Origin of the sequence: Methylocystis parvus OBBP (genome assembly GCF_027571405.1) — a bacterium.
Taxonomy (GTDB): domain Bacteria; phylum Pseudomonadota; class Alphaproteobacteria; order Rhizobiales; family Beijerinckiaceae; genus Methylocystis; species Methylocystis parva.
In genome coordinates this window covers 4,005,548-4,021,396 of sequence record NZ_CP092968.1, presented here as the reverse complement: position 1 = coordinate 4,021,396, position 15,849 = coordinate 4,005,548, and the positions used below count along the sequence as shown (strand labels likewise).

Annotated in this window: 15 protein-coding genes; 4 read left to right on the top strand and 11 right to left on the bottom strand. The window is 63.8% G+C overall.

The features are described 5' to 3' along the window. From MMG94_RS19430 to MMG94_RS19410, 5 genes are read right to left on the bottom strand one after another with little or no spacing between them, the layout of a single operon-like run. On the bottom strand, nt 1-654 hold the full coding sequence (locus MMG94_RS19430) for a prepilin-type N-terminal cleavage/methylation domain-containing protein (protein WP_016918356.1): 654 nt from the start codon (nt 652-654) through the stop codon (nt 1-3). Further along, nucleotides 651-1,067: a type II secretion system protein gene (locus MMG94_RS19425; protein WP_016918355.1), complete on the bottom strand. Its 417-nt coding sequence runs from the start codon at nt 1,065-1,067 to the stop codon at nt 651-653. The genes MMG94_RS19430 and MMG94_RS19425 overlap by 4 nt, the downstream gene beginning before the upstream one ends. After that, nucleotides 1,052-1,513 carry a GspH/FimT family pseudopilin gene (locus MMG94_RS19420; protein WP_040578864.1) on the bottom strand — a complete coding sequence of 154 codons (462 nt, stop codon included), beginning with the start codon at nt 1,511-1,513 and terminating at the stop codon, nt 1,052-1,054. Before MMG94_RS19420 ends, MMG94_RS19425 begins: the two co-directional genes overlap by 16 nt. Continuing rightward, on the bottom strand, nt 1,513-2,730 hold the full coding sequence (locus MMG94_RS19415) for a type II secretion system F family protein (protein ID WP_016918353.1): 1,218 nt from the start codon (nt 2,728-2,730) through the stop codon (nt 1,513-1,515). Before MMG94_RS19415 ends, MMG94_RS19420 begins: the two co-directional genes overlap by 1 nt. Before the next feature lie 4 nt (nt 2,731-2,734). Then, nucleotides 2,735-4,489, bottom strand: a complete 1,755-nt coding sequence (locus MMG94_RS19410) for a GspE/PulE family protein (RefSeq protein WP_016918352.1) — start codon at nt 4,487-4,489, stop codon at nt 2,735-2,737. Nucleotides 4,490-4,705: 216 nt separating this feature from the next. Here MMG94_RS19410 and MMG94_RS19405 point away from each other — a divergent pair, with 216 nt between their 5' ends. The 4 genes from MMG94_RS19405 (at nt 4,706) to MMG94_RS19390 (ending at nt 7,814) form a co-directional block, all read left to right on the top strand. Beyond that, on the top strand, nt 4,706-5,323 hold the full coding sequence (locus MMG94_RS19405) for a DUF1190 domain-containing protein (protein ID WP_016918350.1): 618 nt from the start codon (nt 4,706-4,708) through the stop codon (nt 5,321-5,323). 111 nt (nt 5,324-5,434) lie between these two features. Further along, nucleotides 5,435-6,565 carry a PilN domain-containing protein gene (locus tag MMG94_RS19400; protein ID WP_016918349.1) on the top strand — a complete coding sequence of 377 codons (1,131 nt, stop codon included), beginning with the start codon at nt 5,435-5,437 and terminating at the stop codon, nt 6,563-6,565. After that, nucleotides 6,562-7,152 (top strand): type II secretion system protein GspM, encoded by a 591-nt coding sequence (gene gspM, locus MMG94_RS19395; RefSeq protein ID WP_016918348.1) that lies wholly within the window; start codon nt 6,562-6,564, stop codon nt 7,150-7,152. The genes MMG94_RS19400 and gspM overlap by 4 nt, the downstream gene beginning before the upstream one ends. Then, nucleotides 7,149-7,814, top strand: coding sequence for a hypothetical protein (locus tag MMG94_RS19390; protein ID WP_016918347.1), 666 nt, complete (start codon nt 7,149-7,151; stop codon nt 7,812-7,814). Before gspM ends, MMG94_RS19390 begins: the two co-directional genes overlap by 4 nt. A 24-nt stretch (nt 7,815-7,838) precedes the next feature. On the opposite strand, the gene MMG94_RS19385 is transcribed toward MMG94_RS19390, so the two are convergent. The 6 genes from MMG94_RS19385 to MMG94_RS19360 all read right to left on the bottom strand — a co-directional run bounded on the left by MMG94_RS19385 (nt 7,839) and on the right by MMG94_RS19360 (nt 15,740). After that, complete coding sequence (locus tag MMG94_RS19385; RefSeq protein ID WP_016918346.1) at nt 7,839-8,126, bottom strand: post-PEP-CTERM-1 domain-containing protein; 288 nt, start codon at nt 8,124-8,126, stop codon at nt 7,839-7,841. A gap of 219 nt (nt 8,127-8,345) precedes the next feature. Further along, nucleotides 8,346-10,211, bottom strand: coding sequence for an FG-GAP-like repeat-containing protein (locus MMG94_RS19380; RefSeq protein WP_154419589.1), 1,866 nt, complete (start codon nt 10,209-10,211; stop codon nt 8,346-8,348). 28 nt (nt 10,212-10,239) lie between these two features. Continuing rightward, the gene (locus tag MMG94_RS19375) at nt 10,240-10,665 is read right to left on the bottom strand and encodes a post-PEP-CTERM-1 domain-containing protein (protein WP_016920858.1); all 426 of its coding nucleotides are present in this window, start codon (nt 10,663-10,665) and stop codon (nt 10,240-10,242) included. Nucleotides 10,666-10,831: 166 nt separating this feature from the next. Beyond that, the gene (locus MMG94_RS19370) at nt 10,832-11,074 is read right to left on the bottom strand and encodes a hypothetical protein (RefSeq protein ID WP_016920859.1); all 243 of its coding nucleotides are present in this window, start codon (nt 11,072-11,074) and stop codon (nt 10,832-10,834) included. A gap of 158 nt (nt 11,075-11,232) precedes the next feature. After that, nucleotides 11,233-14,094, bottom strand: a complete 2,862-nt coding sequence (locus MMG94_RS19365; protein ID WP_016920860.1) for a glycosyltransferase family 4 protein — start codon at nt 14,092-14,094, stop codon at nt 11,233-11,235. Nucleotides 14,095-14,111: 17 nt separating this feature from the next. Further along, a complete protein-coding gene (locus MMG94_RS19360) occupies nt 14,112-15,740 on the bottom strand; it encodes a glycosyltransferase (RefSeq protein ID WP_244415441.1) in 1,629 nt (542 codons plus the stop codon). Nucleotides 15,741-15,849 lie beyond the last annotated feature (109 nt).

Below are 15,849 nucleotides of genomic sequence, written 5' to 3'. Positions count from 1 at the left end.
TCATCGCTGCCGTATCGCCACGGTGGCCTCCGCCTCGACCAACCGCCCGAGCCGGTTCGCGCCGATGCGGATCCGGACAAGCTCGGGCAAACCGCCTCGGCTCGCCCAGGCCGCGCTCCACGCCGGCGGCTGCGGCTGTTGTCCGAAACCGGGCTGCGCCTGCTGCGCGCCGAAATAGGAAAGCTCGAAAAAGGCCACGTCCTTCAATATCGCGGTTCGCTTCATCGCGCCGCGGCCGATGACGAGGCCCTCGCGCGGACGATACGGTTTCGTCCAGACGGCGAGTTCGGAGCCGTCAGCGCCGGCGTCGACGCCGATCTCCGTGACGATGAGCCCGCCCCATTGGGCCCCGCCCTCGCTCAGCGCCACAAAGCTCGCGGCGTTGGCGGAACCCGCAAAGGGCGGCGGCGGCCCCTCGGCGGTGAATTGCTGCTGCATCTGCTCGGTCGCGACAGGATAGCCGCGGCTGATCAGACCCGCCGCGGCGCGAATGGCTCCTTCGACGTCATCAAGCGCGTCGCTGGCGCGCGTCGTGTCCCAGGCGCGCGTCCCGAGGCGTATCCCGCCCATGATCGCGACTGTGATCAGCGACAGGATGCTGATCGCCAAAAGGAGCTCCAAGAGCGTGAAGCCGTCGCGCGACCGCTGCGTCATTGACCGAAGAGCCGCTGTTCGAGGGCTTTGATCTTGAAAGCGGAGAGCGTGAAGGTCTCGCCGTAGCCCGAAGGCTTTCTTATTTCGAGGCGGGCGTGGAAGCTGATCGCGATCGGCTTGCCGCCCGCCGCCCCGGCGATGGTTTTTCCCGGCGTCACGTCAAGAAACCAGTAAAGCCCGTCCGGGTAGCGGCCGCTCGTCTGTCCGAGGGGCGGCGGCGCGTCGACCCCCAGCGCTTCGAGGTGGGACGCGCCCTGCCGCGACGCGCGGAACAGGAAATCCGCGCGCGACTCATTGCGCGCGCCGCCGCTCACGCCGTTGAGCAATTGAGTCAGCGTCATCGCCAAAATCGCAAAGGCGGCGAGCGACTCGACGAGCGAGAACCCTCGCCGCGACGTCAGGCGAGCGCGCATGACGCCTCGCCCGTCAGCCAGTTCACGGCGATCGTCGCGCGCGCTTCCAGGAGTTGCAGCGTCATGTCGCCGCCGGTGGACGTGCCGTCCGGAAAGAAAGTGATCGCGCCGCTGCGCTCCGAGAGCTGCTGCGTGCTGGCGACGTCGAGCGTCAAGGCGGCGTCGGCGGGGAATTGGCCGACGCCGCCGACGGGCGACGCGTAGCTCTTGTTGAAAAGATCGACGATCACCGCCGCCTCGCCATTCGTCGCGATGGCGCGCGAGCGCGTCGCTCGCAACGTCGCGCAAAAAGAACGCGCCGAGCTTTCGAGCCGCAATCGCGCCGATGGCGGCCGCAAGAGCTGCGACGACATGCCCGCCGCCAACGCGATCAGCGCCAGCACGACGAGCGACTCCAGCATCGTGAAGCCGGCTCGTCGACGCGAGGTAATGCGAACGCGCCGCATCACTTCACCGCGAGATCGTTGATGCTCAGCACCGCATCCATCACCGTCATGATGAGACCGCCGACCACCGCGGCGATGAAGATGGTGAGCGCCGGCGTCAGCAGTCCCATCGCCCGCTCGATGGAGCGCTGCGTCTGCCGCTCGAACATGACCGCGACGCGCAGCAGCATGTCGCCAAGTTGCGCGGTCTCCTCGCCGATGGTGATCATCTGCGTCGCGACCGGGGGAATGTAAGGCACGCGGCCAATGGCGCCGCTGAGACTCGCGCCGCCGCGCACCGCCTCGATGACGCCGCCGAGCGCGTCATTGAGAAAATGATTTGTGACGGCGATCCGCGCGCTCTCCAATCCCTGCAGCAGCGGCACGCCCGCATTCAACATGGATCCCAGCGTGCGCGAGAAACGCGCCGTGGCGAATTGCGCCAGCATCGGACCGACGACGGGGATGCGCAAATAGAAGCGGGCGATGGCGATCTGCCAGGCTGGGCGCGTCTGCGCCATTTTGTAGGCCATGATCGCGGCGCCGAAAATCCCCGCGAGGACGAGGCCGATCGTTCCGGCATTGGCTTGAATATCGAGAATGAACTGAAGTCCAGACGGCATCTCCTTGCCGTTGTCGGCGAAGATCGGCGCGACGCTCGGCACCAGCGTGCCGAGCACGACCCCTGTAGAGATAATGGCGAGAGTGATGAGCAGCGCCGGATAGATGAGCGCGCTCTGAATGCGCGCGTGCAGTTCGAGACGGCGCTCCAGCATGTCGGCGATATCGTTCAGCGAGTCGCCCACCTTGCCGACCGTCTCGCCCTCGCGCACGACATTGACGAATTCCGGGCCGAAAATGTCCGGACGCCGCGTCAGCGCATCGGACAAAGACGCGCCGTCCACGATGCGGGCGAGGATTTCCTGCGCGAGGTCGCGCAAAGCGGGCGTGGCGCCTTGCGCGGCGAGGATGCGCAGGCTCTGGTCGAGCGGGACGTCCGCCTGCTCCAGCGTCGCGAATTCGCGCGTGAAGGAAGCGATCTGGGCGGCGTTCAGGCCGCGCTTGCCGAAGGAGAATTGCAGGCGCCCCGCCCCAGCCGGCTTCGTTTCGCGGGTTTCGAAAGGCGTGAGGCCGCGGCGAAAGAGCGCGTCTTCAGCCTCCTCGCTCGTCCGCGCCTCGATCTCGCCTTCGAGGAGGTCGCCGGAGCCGCTATAGGCGCGATATTTGAAGGTCGGCATCGTCCTATTCCACTCGCGTGACGCGTGCGACTTCCTCGATCGTCGTCTCGCCCCGCCAGGCCTTGCCCATGCCGCAGTGATACATTGTCGTCATGCCGTTTTCACGCGCCGCCGCCTCCAATTGCGCATCCGGCGCGCTTTCGCAGACGAGGCGTTGCATGCGCTCGTTCATGATGAGCAGTTCAGCGATGGTGGAGCGGCCCGAATAGCCGAGATTGCGGCAATGGGCGCAGCCCTTCGGCGATAAGAGCTTATCGGACCCTTTGGCGAAATCTTCACTTGTAAATTGCGCGCGGACCTGTGCGCGCGTCTCCAGCGGCGCCGCGCAATGCTGGCAGAGACGCCGCACGAGACGCTGCGCGAGCACCGCCTTCACCGTCGAGGCGATGAGATAATTCTCGACGCCCATATCGATGAGGCGCGTGATGGACGCGGCGGCGCTGTTGGTGTGCAGCGTCGAGAAGACGAGATGGCCCGTGAGCGAGGCCTGGATAGCGATCTTCGCCGTCTCCGCGTCGCGAATTTCGCCGATCATGATGATGTCGGGGTCCTGGCGCAAAATGGCGCGCAAAGTATTGGGGAAATCGAGCCCGATCGCGGGCTGCACCTGCACCTGATTGACGCCCGCAAGCTGATATTCGATCGGGTCTTCCACGGTGAAGACCTTGACGTCTGGCGTCGTCAGCTCCTTCAGCGCCGTATAGAGCGTCGTCGTCTTGCCGCTGCCGGTCGGACCCGTGACGAGCACGATGCCGTTGGGATTGCGCATGACATGCCGCAATTGCGCGGTCGTCTTCGACTCGAAGCCGAGCTTGTCGAAATCGAGCGCGATCTGGCTGCGGTCGAGAATGCGCAGCACGATGCTCTCGCCATGCGCCGTCGGCAGCGTCGAGACGCGGAAGTCGATGTCGACGCCGCGGATGGCGAGCTTGATGCGCCCATCCTGCGGCAGGCGGCGCTCGGCGATGTCGAGACGCGCCATGATCTTGATGCGCGAGGCGATGGCCGCCTTCAGGCCGGGCGGCAAGACTTCCGCCGTGCGCAAGGCGCCGTCGATGCGATAGCGGACCTGCACGCCCTCGAGCGACGGTTCGATATGAATGTCCGAGGCCCGCGACTCGATCGCGTCGGCCACGATCTGATTGACGCGCCGCACGACAGGCGCCTCATTTGCAATGTCGCGCAGCCGCTGGAGATCGAATTCGCTGGCGTCATTGGCGCGCGCGTCATTCTCGACCAGCGAAACGCCGTCCTGCCGCGCGCCGTAAAGAGACGACCAGGCCTTCTCGAACTGCGCGGGCGTCGCGAGCCGCAACTCAATCTGGTAGCCCGTCGAATATGCGAGCGCCTGAACCGGCTCGAGGTCGAGCGGATCCGTCACGCCCAATCTCAGACGTCCCCCCTCGACGGCAAGCGGCAGCAGCCGGTTCGCGTGTATGAATTTCTCAGGAATTTCGCCCCGGAGCGGCGGCTCCATCGGCACGTCGCCCGGTTCGAGTTGTGGAATTTCCAGAAACTTGCCGAGATGTGCGCAAAGATCGGCCTCGGAGACGAGGCCGAGCTTGGTGAGCACATGGTCGAAGCGTTCGCCGCTCTGCGCCGCGGCTCTCTGCGAGCGCTGCAATGCAAGCTCGTCGATCGCCTTCTCGCTCAAGAGAAACGCGCCGAAGGCCTCGGCGAAAGCGGGGCTGTTGGCGTCCGGCCAGGCGGCGGCGCCGGGCTCGGCGGCGATACCGGAGATTTCGGTCTGCGCCTCCATTATAGCCCCTTCGATCGCTCGAGCCGCCGTCCAAAAACCGGAGCTTGACGCCGGAATGACACAATCAGTCATGTATCATTAGCCCAATCCTCTTTCGAGCGATTCTTATCGATGTCAAGCATTCACGCATCCGCTGCGGAGCGGCGCGCGCGCCCGAGCGTATTTCGCTCTTTGGCGATCTGTCTGCTATGGCTTTCGCCCATCGGCTTTTCGCCCATGGGCGGCGTATTCGCGTCCCCGGCGGCCGCGCCTGGAAAGACCTATTTCTTCGCGACCCGAGACGCTTGCATGGTCTCGGGCGCGTTCAGCGCGCGCGAATGCGCCGCCGCCTTCGCCAACGCCCGCCTGCAACTGCGCGACAGCGCGCCGCGCTTCGCGTCCGGCGGCGAATGCCGCCTCAAATTCCGCCTTTGCGAGGTCATCCGCGTGGAGCCGCCCGATGACGCCGCGATGGCCTATGCGCCCACTGACGAAGCCGTCGTCTTCTCGCCGATGGCGCTGGGCGTCGAAATGATCGCCTCCGCGAAGGGCGTCGAAGCGGCGCCCACGCTCGCGATCGACACGAGAGCGCGGCTCTTTCCCTATTATCCCGTCGCGCGCGCCTATGAGGCGCGCCGCGAGGAAGCCTCGCAGCCGGGCGCGGCGAAGGACAATCCGGCCATCCTGCCGCCGGACCGCTTCGAGCCCTTCTCGAAGCGCAAAGTGGTTGGAAGCGTGATGACTTTCACCGCGTCGGCGCTGGGCGCCATCGAGAACGCGACGGCCAACGCCGACCCCGGCGAGACGCCGGAGCAGCGGCGCGCGCGCCTGAAAGCGGCGCCCTTCATCCAGTAGCCGCGCCGTCGCATTGCCAGCGCACAGGCTGGCGGCTATGGTCCGACCGGCTTTCGTCCGCGGCGCGCAATTCGCGCCTCTCCTCACATTTTCGAACGGGGTCGCCTGTCCTTGTCGAGCGAGTTCTGGACGCGGGATGTGATCGAAGGCTCGCTGAAAACGGCGACAGAGCGGTTCGCCGTCTGGTATCGGCGCGAGTTTTTCAGTCTCTTCTCCTCAAAGACCGTGGCCTGGCTGACCGATCGCGGCGACCGTCAATTGATCCTGCGCGCCGGAGAGCGGGAGTTGCGATGCGTCAACGGACAGGGCGCGCCGCAATGGAGCCTCTCCGCCGACGAGATCGCGGCGTCGTCATTGGACGAGGCGTTGGCGCGCAGAGGAGTCGCTCGCCACGCCGCGAAAGTCGGGCTCGACATCGACGGCGCGGCTTTTTTCGTGCGTCGCTTCGACATCCCGGCGGTCGCGCTCAACAATCTGCCGAAACTCCTCGCCGCCGACATTGAACGCAAGACGCCGTTTCGACTGGCGGACGTCGTCTATGGCCATACCTCGTCCAAACATCCCGCTTCTCCGGACAAGCTGCGCGTCAGCCTGTGGATCTTGCGCCGCGACTATATTGACGGCGCGATCGCCAACGCCGGCGTCGACGTCTCGGACATCTCCTTCATCCGGCCGATCAATTTGCGCGCCGCCGCGGAGGAAGCGCCCCTCATCGCGCTCGAAGGCGCCGCTGAGACCTCTTACAAATTTCGAAACCTCGCGCTCGGCCTTTGCGCGGCGACGGCGGTTTTCGGCGCGATTGGAGTCGGCGCGACGCTTTGGCGGCAATCCGCCTTGAACGAGGAGCTGGACGCGAAAATACAGGAGGCGTCCGCCCGCGCCGCGCGCGTGCGTCAGATCGTGGATCGCGCATCCTCTGAAAGCCGTTTGCTTTCGGTGCTGCGCAATGCGCGCCGGAACGCCCCGCAATTCGCGGATCTTTGGGAGGAGACGGCCCGCATTCTGCCCGACGGCGCCTTTGTGACGGATTTTCGCCTCAGCGAGCCCAAGGCCAATGAAAAGACCCTCGACATTATCGGCTTTGCGGATTCGGCCGTCGGCCTCCCGGCCCTGTTCAACAAATCGCCGCTCTTCGCCGATGCGGGGCTGACGGCGCCCATTACGCCGGACCCTCGCGAAAAACGCGAAGGCTTCTCGCTGCAGGCGAAGCTCGAACAAAAGAAACCGGCGGACGCGAAATGAGCTGGAAGCGCTTCATAGCTGGGCGTGCCGGACGACGGGCGATCTTCATCGGCGTCAATCTCGTCGCGTTCGCGCTCGTCTACCTCGTCTTCATCGAGCCGGCGCGGCGGATGATCGCCGGCGGCGCGGAGGCCATCGCGCAACGCCGCCAAACGCTCGCGCGCTACGAAGCCGTGGCCGCGCATGAGCAGCAAATCCAGGATTATGCGCGCCAGGTTGCCGAGACCAATGCGCGCGGCGAATTGCTCGACGGCGACAGCGAGGGCGTCATCAACGCCAATCTCCAGGCGCGGCTGAAATCCATCGCGGAAGGCGCCCAGGTCACTGTCCGGTCGATTCAGATGCTGCCGGAGAAATCGTTTCAAGGCGTCACGCTGGTCGGCGCGCGGCTGGACGTCTCGGGGGCGTATGAGAATATCCATGCTTTGGCGCGGGCGCTCGAAGGCGCGCCTCCGCTGATGATCATCACCGCCGCTAGCCTGCGCGGCCAATCGATGTTCTGGGGCGCGCCGATCGCGCAGGGCGATCCCGAAATCGAGGCGCAATTCGACGTGTTCGGCGGCGCGCCGCAGAAGGGGCGGCAATGAACCGCTTCGACTTCAAGCCGCAATTTGCCAAGGTTTCGGGCCGCGTCGGCGACATGGCGCGCGATTTTGCGGCGCCTTTGCAGGCGGCGCATCTCTCGCCGCTCTCGGGCATGATCCTGGCGTTTCTGGGGGCCACCGCAATCGGTTCGGCCGCATTCGCCGCCTATGCTCTTCTGGGTCCCGCAAGCGTCGACGATAGCGCCGCCGTCCCGGACTGGACGCCGCCGACCCTCGCCGTGGTCGATCTCGATCCGCCGAAACCGCCGTCGGCGGACGTCGAAACGCTGTCACGGCCCATTTTCACGAAAGGCAGGCGGCCGTCGCAGAAAGCGGCCAAGACAGCGATTTCCGACGCAGGGCCGCTCACCACCGCGCCGACCGGCCTCGCCGTCGCCGCCATCGTCAAGAACAGGAAGGCGAGCCAGGCGTTCGTCGTTTCGCTGGAGACGCCGGAGGGAGCCTGGAAGAAAATTGGCGACACGATCGACGCCTGGACGATCTCCGCGATCGAGGTCGCGGAGATCACGCTGAAGAATGGCGGCCAGACGACGAAGGTGAAGCTTTATCCCGACCCGCAGGCGCAGCCGGCCCCTGACGCTTTCCCGCCGCAGCAACCGCCGCCAATACCGGTTCCCCCACCCGTCGTTCTCAAGCCGGATTGAGCGGATCCGCTCGCGCTACGGGCGTCAGCGATTTTGAAAACGGCCCTTCAGATCGACGCCATAGCCCCCTTGCGGCGACGGCTTTTCGGTCAACCCCTCGCTCGACGTGCTCGTCGACTCCTTTTCGGAGGGCGACAAAGGCGGCTGGGCGTCTCCGGGCGGCGGAGGCGCGATCTTGCCGGTCTTGGGATCGATATGGACGGTCAAGCCCTCGGCCATGATGATCTTTTCGCCCATTGCTTTCTCTCCGGCTGAAGCCGTCGCGCCAAAGCCGACGATTGCGGCCAGTATCGTGGGTAGCAGATAGCCCATGGCGCATTCCTCTAATGATGCGGAAATACCCGCGCCGGCCGACGCCGACCGCCAGCTTTTCTTAGCTGGGACCGCTCACGCAGTTTTGCAACGCAGTCTGTCGATCTGACCGGCGAAGAGACGCCGCGACTTCGGTTGTCGGTTCTGACCGCGGCTCCGAACAAAAGAAAAAGGCTCCCGCGGACGTGCCGCAGGAGCCTCAATATCAAGTCTGTGCGATCAGTTCGCGCTCGCGCCCTGCACCGTCCAGGAGACCGGCAGATTGGCGACGAAAGTCGACGAGACGATGCTGGCGCCGTCCATGATCGAGACAACGGCGTTGCCATTGCTCGTATCGCGCCAGAGGATGTCATTCTTGCCGTCCGAGTTGAAGTCGGCGACCTGGGCGGCGGACCAGGTGAGCGGCAGCGTCGCGACGAAAGTCGACGAGGCGATGCTGGCGCCGTTCATCAGCGACACCACGGCGTTGCCGTTACTGGAGTCGCGCCAGAGGATGTCTCTCCTGCCATCCGAGTTGAAGTCGCCGGTGCCGGCGACCGACCAGCTTGTCGGCAGCGTCGCGACGAAGGTCGACGAGCCGATGACGGCGCCGTTCATCAGCGACACCACCACATTGCCGTTATTCGTGTCGCGCCACAGAATATCGGCTTTTCCGTCGGCGTTGAAGTCGCCGACGCCCGCGACGATCCAGGTCGTCGGCAGATTGGCGACGAAGGTCGACGAGGCGATCAACGCCCCGTTCATCAGCGAGACGACCGCGTTTCCGTTCGACGAGTCGCGCCAAAGAATGTCCGATTTGCCGTCGCCGTCGAAGTCCCCCGTGCCGGCGACCGCCCAGGTCAGCGGCAAATTCGCGACAAAGGTCGACGACACGATGTTCGGGCCGTTCATCAAAGACACGACCGCATTTCCGTTGGAGCTGTCGCGCCAAAGGATGTCCGACTTGCCGTCGAAGTTGAAATCGCCGGTCCCGGCCACCGTCCAGGTGAGCGGCAGGTTCGCGACGAAAGTCGACGAGGAAATCGTACCGGCTTTCATCAGCGAAACGACAGCGTTGCCGTTATTGGAGTCGCGCCAAAGAATGTCCGAATTGCCTTCGCCGCTGAAATCGACGCGCGGCGACAATATCTTCCATCCGAGGTCGCGGAACAGCGGACGTTCGAGCGTCGGCGAATGCAGCGGCCCGGTGATGAAGGGCTCCATGATCTGATTGGGCGTCGCCGCCGTATTCCAATGCGACACCGACGAGCCGCTTTGCGCGGGATTGGGCGCATATAGCTGAACGTGATCGCCCGTCTTGCCGGCAGTCAGCAGCGGGCTCGAGATGCGCACGTTCAAGCCGGTCCAATGCAGATTGGTCACCGAGATGCTCGCGGCGAGCCGCTGGGCGTCGGACATGCTCGGATAATCCGGCGGCGTCGCGCCGTGATTCTCCAGATTCCGCATATACGTGTCGTTGAAGCCGTTGAATTTGGAGCCGGTCCCCAGATCGACCAGGCTCAGGAATCCAAGACCGTGCCCCAATTCGTGAACGAGCACGGTCATGAAGTCGATCCGGTTGCTCGGCGGATTTGAGTCGAGACCGTAATACCATCCGTTTCCGTCGAGACAGCCCGTTTGACCGAGATTGCTGTTGAAGTTGGCGTTGATGTCGTCGGTTCCCGACGCCAGATCCGCGCCGGCGAGCGCGTTCGCCTCCGCCTGAGTGTAATAGGTGCTGGCGAAAGGCGCGCCGGCGAAATCACGGTGAACCGTATTGGGTCCCGCCGATCCGAGCACGGCTGAATTGGACGAGCAGGTCAGCGCTGTGAACTGGGCGCCGACGCGGATCGGCACCGAGCTCGCGACATGCGTCGCCCAAAGATCCGCCGCAGCCTGGAAAGCGATCAAGCGCTGAGCGCCGACCGTGGTCCCGGTATTGCCCCCGACCGGAGTCGCGGGCGTCGTATCGTTGAAGCCGACGCCGGCCGCATTCTTGTTCACGACGATGACGGTGGTCGCTTCGGCGACCGACGACGTCAGCGCAAGCGGTATCAGAACGCACAAGGGCGATACGGCCTGCAGCAAATTTTTCCTGGAATTCATGGGTGCCCCCCTAATTTTGGAAAAGGGATTATTGTGCGGCGCCGGTCATGGCGAAAGGATGCGGGTGATAGGTCATCAATTTTCCGTTCGCGTCGATCTTGGCCTGCAACGGGCTCTGGAAGCGGCCCTGCAAATCCACCTGATAGCCCCCGGCCGTGCTCGGATTGACCTCCTCATGAAGGCCGGCGCTCGACGTGCTCATCGCGTTTTTCTCCGCGGCGGAGAGCGGGAGCGCGTTGTTTCCAGACGGCGCGCTCACAAGCTTGCCTGTCGCCGGGTCGACAAAAGCCTTCATGCCAGGAGCGTCGAGGACGGCTTGGTCGCTCTCGGCGGGCTTCGCCAGTTCGTCGGCGGCGAGCGCCGATTGAGCGGGGAGAAACATGCAGACGCCGAATCCGAGCGCGCTCGCGCCAAGAGTGCGACGCAGGCCGGCTTGAAATGCTTCCAACATCATCGGGTGCTCCTTCGCGTATCGCTTGGCGTCCGGTTCGACGATCCTTTCGGAGCCGCCTTACGGCGCTGAACGCAGATTGAAAACAGGGCCTTCGAGGAGGCTTGCGTTACGTTACGATGCAAGATTAACAAGCCGAAGGCGCCAGGGCCACAGAGAAAACAAGGCTTTACTTTGAGCCGCCGGATTGGGGTTTCGTCACGCAGAAACCGTCCATGAACTGCGTGCCGTAAGGACAGGCGGAAGACGGCACGCAATGGCCGTCCCGCATCGCATAGCCGGAGGGGCAATCGCGCTTGATGTCGCAGCGCCCCTCTTTCAATTCGAAACCGGGCGGACATTCCGCATAGGCGGCGCCGGTCGACGCAAAAAGGACGGCGCAAAGTGAAAACACGGCGCTGATTCGACGCATTGAGCGTTTCCTTTTCAACGAGTTATAGGCCGAACTCGCTAGTCCTTCGAATGTATCGGAGAATCTTAAACTGAACCGGCTTCGTCAAGACGGATGACGGGCCGAAAAACGCCGGCGGGACGCAGATTTTGCGCGATAGGGCCGAAAAGCGCCGCATCTCAACGCTTTCGCCGAAACGCGAGGAAATGCTCGAATGGTGAAAGCTCGGCGCCGCGAATACCGGGATTTTCCGCAAGATAGTTCGCGGCGTCGAATCCGGGTCCCGGCGAGCGCCCCTCCCTGTGTCCGAATTTGACGAAATGATCGAGCGGATCGATCCCCGCCTCGCGCACGTCCGGATATTTTCCAAGATACCATTCCTTGTCGAAATATCCCGAAGCGCGCACCTTGCGTATGGTGAGCCGCCGCCCGGGCATGAGTTGCGCAAACCACGATATTCTCGGCGGAGAAGCGATGACGGCCGGCGACGGGACGACTTCCTGCGCGCGCGGGGGCTCCGGCGCCATATGCGGAGGGGGAGTTCTCTCTCCGAGCAGGCCGATGCCGTTCAGACGATGACGCAAATAATAGGCTTCGCGCTCGACGGTCTTCCTTTCGATCCCCTGCTTGGGCTGCGCAGCTTCGGCCTCGCTCGAGACGGCTCCGGGCCACAGCAACCGCGAAATCTCGCTTGCATAGTCGGACCAATCGGAAATCTCTCGCGCGCGCGCCTCCTTTGCGAGACGCGACTGAAGGCTTTCGTCCGTCGCAAGCATTTCGATCGCCGCGGCGAGCGCCCTGGCGTCGTTCACGTCAACCGCAAGACAGCCTCCGCCCGCCGCCAGCTCCGCCATCACGCCCTTGTCGTGACAGATGCAGGGCTTTCCCGCCCAAAGGCTTTCAAGGATCGGAAGGCCGAAGCCCTCCACCAGCGACGGATAGACGGTGAACGCGGACTCGTGAATTTCCGCGATCAATTCGTCGTCGGGAATGGCCACGCGCCACTTGATCGTCGGATCTTCCGCCATGGCCTTGCGGATGAGGTCCGCAAGATCTTCGGCGCCGCGGTAAAGATTGCCGATCAGCGTCAGCCGCAAATCCAGTTGGGGCGCCGACTTCCTCGCCTGACGGTAAGCCGCGAGCAGCGCCTGATGGTTCTTGCGCGGCTCGATCGTCGAGACGCAGACGATCGAGACCGTTTTTCCCTTCGCGCCCGGCGCAGGCCCCTTGACGCGTTTCAGCGCGGCGAGTTGCCCGGGAAGCCAGGCGACGGCTGTTCGCGCCGTCACATCGAGCGCATGGCTGTCCGCATGGGCTCGGAAGCAATCGAGACTATAGGCCGAGATCGCGATCAGGCTGTCGGTCGAAGCGAGCGCCTCGACATAGGACGGAAAGGTCTCGCGTAGCGCTTCTCCGCAATATTGCGGAAATTCAATCGGTATCAAATCGTAGAGGATCGCAGCCGTTTGAATGTCCCGGCGTCGCGCCCAATCGATCCGATTGGCGGCCTCTCCGTCCAGAACGACCTCGGGCAGCAGCAGCGTTGCGCGGCGCTCGGGCGAATCCGGCAAACGCGCGAGCATCGCGGCGGGAGTCTCCTCGACGCCGCCCGCCAGCGCGAGCGCGCCGATCACGGCGCGAGGACCGTGATAGACTTTGAGCAGATTTTCGCGCTCGCCCGCGACGAAACGATAGTCCTGGCGATCTATATCCCAATAAACGAAGAAAAGCGCCGCCTCGTCACGCGCCTGCAATCGCGCCGAAAGCCGCCGGGCGACTCGAACGACGCCGGAATTCGCGGTGTCGCGCGAGGCGTTCGACACGTCCACGAAGAGAAGCTTCTGGCGCTCCCGTTTTCTTTTGCCGGCGATCGCGTCGAGCAGTTGCGCACGATAGGCGTCGTTGGTCCGACGCCAGGTGAAACGCGCCCGAAAGTCTTCAATGCGCGCCTGATTGAACGCCCGGCCGGGAAGTCGCCCCGTCAATGCGCGTTCGATCTTTTCGGCCGCTTCCGCGACGCTGGCGCATAAGAACCAGGGATGCAGAATGACCTCCGGATGCGCGCCGACATTGAACGCGAAGACCGGCTTGCCCAATATCTGCATCTCGCCGATCGGGAGATTGAACCCCTCCCAGAGCGAGGGGCTGAAGCCGACGTGAGCGAGCCCCATAATCCGGGTCAGCGCCTCGTCGCTCGGCGTACCGACGCAGATCACATGATCTTGAAGGTCGGCTGGGACATCGATCTCCTGCGTCTTTCCGAGCACGAGGAGCCGAATGTCGACGCCATCGGAATCGCGCGCGCGCCGCAACAATTCGCGCAGCAGAAGAAAGGACGCGCCCGAGTTCTTATAGCCTGCGCCTTCAAACCGCCCGAGGCTCAGGACGAGCGCGTTCTTGCGCGCGATCAGCATTTCCAGCCGTTCGATCTGGCTCCGCTCCTCCTGCGAGAGGCCGCCTTTCGAAGCGAAAACCTTTCCCGCCAGATGATCGACGCCCAGCGGAATTTTCTCGACGCCCGCGCGGGATCCCCGGTCGGGTATAGTCTGGCTTTGTTCGATGAAGTCGCTGATCGGCAAGACGCGATCGAAATAGGGAAGCGACAGGGCCCTCAGGCGGCGCACGGCCCGTTGCGCCGCGATCTGCGCTTCGCTCAAGCCGTCATGCGGAACGGCGCCTGCGTCGATGAAGATCGTCGGAACGCCGCGCCGCTCGCCGAACGCTGCGACATGGAAAAATGGAAATCCGCCGCAGACAATCGCGTCAACGGGCGCGTCCTGCTCGATCTCTTCCCATTGCTCTTCGAGAAAACGCCCGCACGCCGCTTCAACTTCAAAGAGGCCGCCGTGGCCCGCCTCGACAATGTGTATATGTGGCGAGATCGCGCGCACGACCTCGCGCTCGCAGCGCAGGCAAGCGAATGTGACGCGCCAACCATCGGCCGCAAGCGTCTTCGCCAGTTCGATGAGGATGCGGTCTACGCCAAAGCGAAAGACGATCCGCTCGTTGCAGATCAGGATATGGCGGGGGGAGGAGGACATTCGCGGCGCCGGCGGGGTTAGATGGCCGGCCGTTCGGCCGTAAGCCCGAAAGCCTTCGCATCGAGCAGCGCCGCGACATTGTCGATCAGGTTCGCTCTGCGGGCGCTTGCGGGCGCCGCCGTCTCGCTACGTTCGGCGAGCGACGCCAGGGCGACGACGGCTTCGGCGTAATCCTTATATCCAAAGCCGCTCAACGCCTCCTCCTCGCATAGCCGCGCCTCAGCGCCGCCCGCCGGAGCGATAATGGGGATGTTCATCCTGAGGGCTCTAAGCACGGATTGCATATTGGCGTCGTGCGACCAGCAAAAAAGCGCGCTCGCATGTTCCCACATAGACGCGTCCGCCCATTCCGCATAGACGAAGCGCAACCGGCCGCTTTTCTCGAAGATCGAAAAATTGTTGAAGAGCTGCGCGGTTTCGAGCGTCGGCCACTCGCCGTCGCACAAGATGATTTTATCCGCCGGCGCCTGATCCGCCGGCGTCATGGCGTATATCTTTTCGTACGCCGAAACCGCGGTCTCCTGCGAAAAGGCGTCCCGCCGCGCGCGGTTGAAGTCGCCATGCCGACGCGCAAGGTTCGGCTGCTCTATATAGGCGACCGCCTTGGCGGTCAGATCGTCGAGATCGCCGCTTTCAAACAGAAGGCCCGACTCTCCATCCACGACGAGCCCCGCATGGCCGCCGATGCAACTCGCAAGTTGCGCGCGCCCAGCGGCGATGGCCTCCAACATCACGACCGGCTCGTTCTCCGGCCAGATGGAGGGCAGCAAAACGACGTCCGCGGAAGCAAGCAGCGCCGGCACTTCGTCCACTCCGAGCTTTCCGAGGAAGGTCACATAATCGCGGTAGGGCGCTTCCTCCACGAGCCGCGCGATGCGCGCCCGCATATGCCCATCCCCGGCGATGGAGAGGCGCCAGCGCCCGGCGAGCGAGGATTCGGCGAGCAAGCGGCCCGCCAGCTCGAGAAGGAGGCCGATTCCCTTATGCGCGCCCAGATAACCAACAAAGACAAAATGGAGCGGGCCGTCATTCAAAGAGCGCGACGACGGATCGAACCTCGCAACCTCCACGCCGTTGCTTTGAATGTGGGCGCGACGCGCGTCGAATCCTGCTTCGGCGTAAGCCCCCGCAAGATACTGGCTCGGGAAGACGAGATGGTCGACCTCGGCAAGGCAACGCATCACATAGTCTCGGCGCAAACGCGTCGGAAGCGCCTTGCCCTTCTCATCCGAGACATTCGCCACGCAGAAGTGGCATCCTTCGAAATCTTCGCAGACATGGCCGGCGTCGCGATAAAGCGTATTCTTGGCGCAAAAACCCCAGTGATCGTGCACGGTGCAAACCGTGCGCGCGCCGTACCGCCTGGCCTCGGAAATCAGATTGGCGCCAAGCCCGGAGATATTGTGGAAGTGAACAATATCCGGACGAAAGTCATTCATCGTCGCTCGAAAGCGTCGCCCGGCCGCATCCCAATAAAAAGCTCGATCCGGTTCAAGCGAACGGATCGACAGGAGATGCACGTCGAGCCCGTCGACATTTTCAATATCCATTTCTCCGCCGGATTGATGCGACTTCGGCGTTCGTCCGGCGAAAACGCAGACGTCGTGCCCGCGCCGCTTCAAGTCCAACGCATGGCGATGGGCCACGAGCTCCGCGCCGCCGACGGCGCGAGGCGGGTAAAAATTCGAAACGACCAATATTTTCACCGGCGGGTTTCTCCAGAACCAGAAGCTCGGCTTATGCCGCCTTTATGAA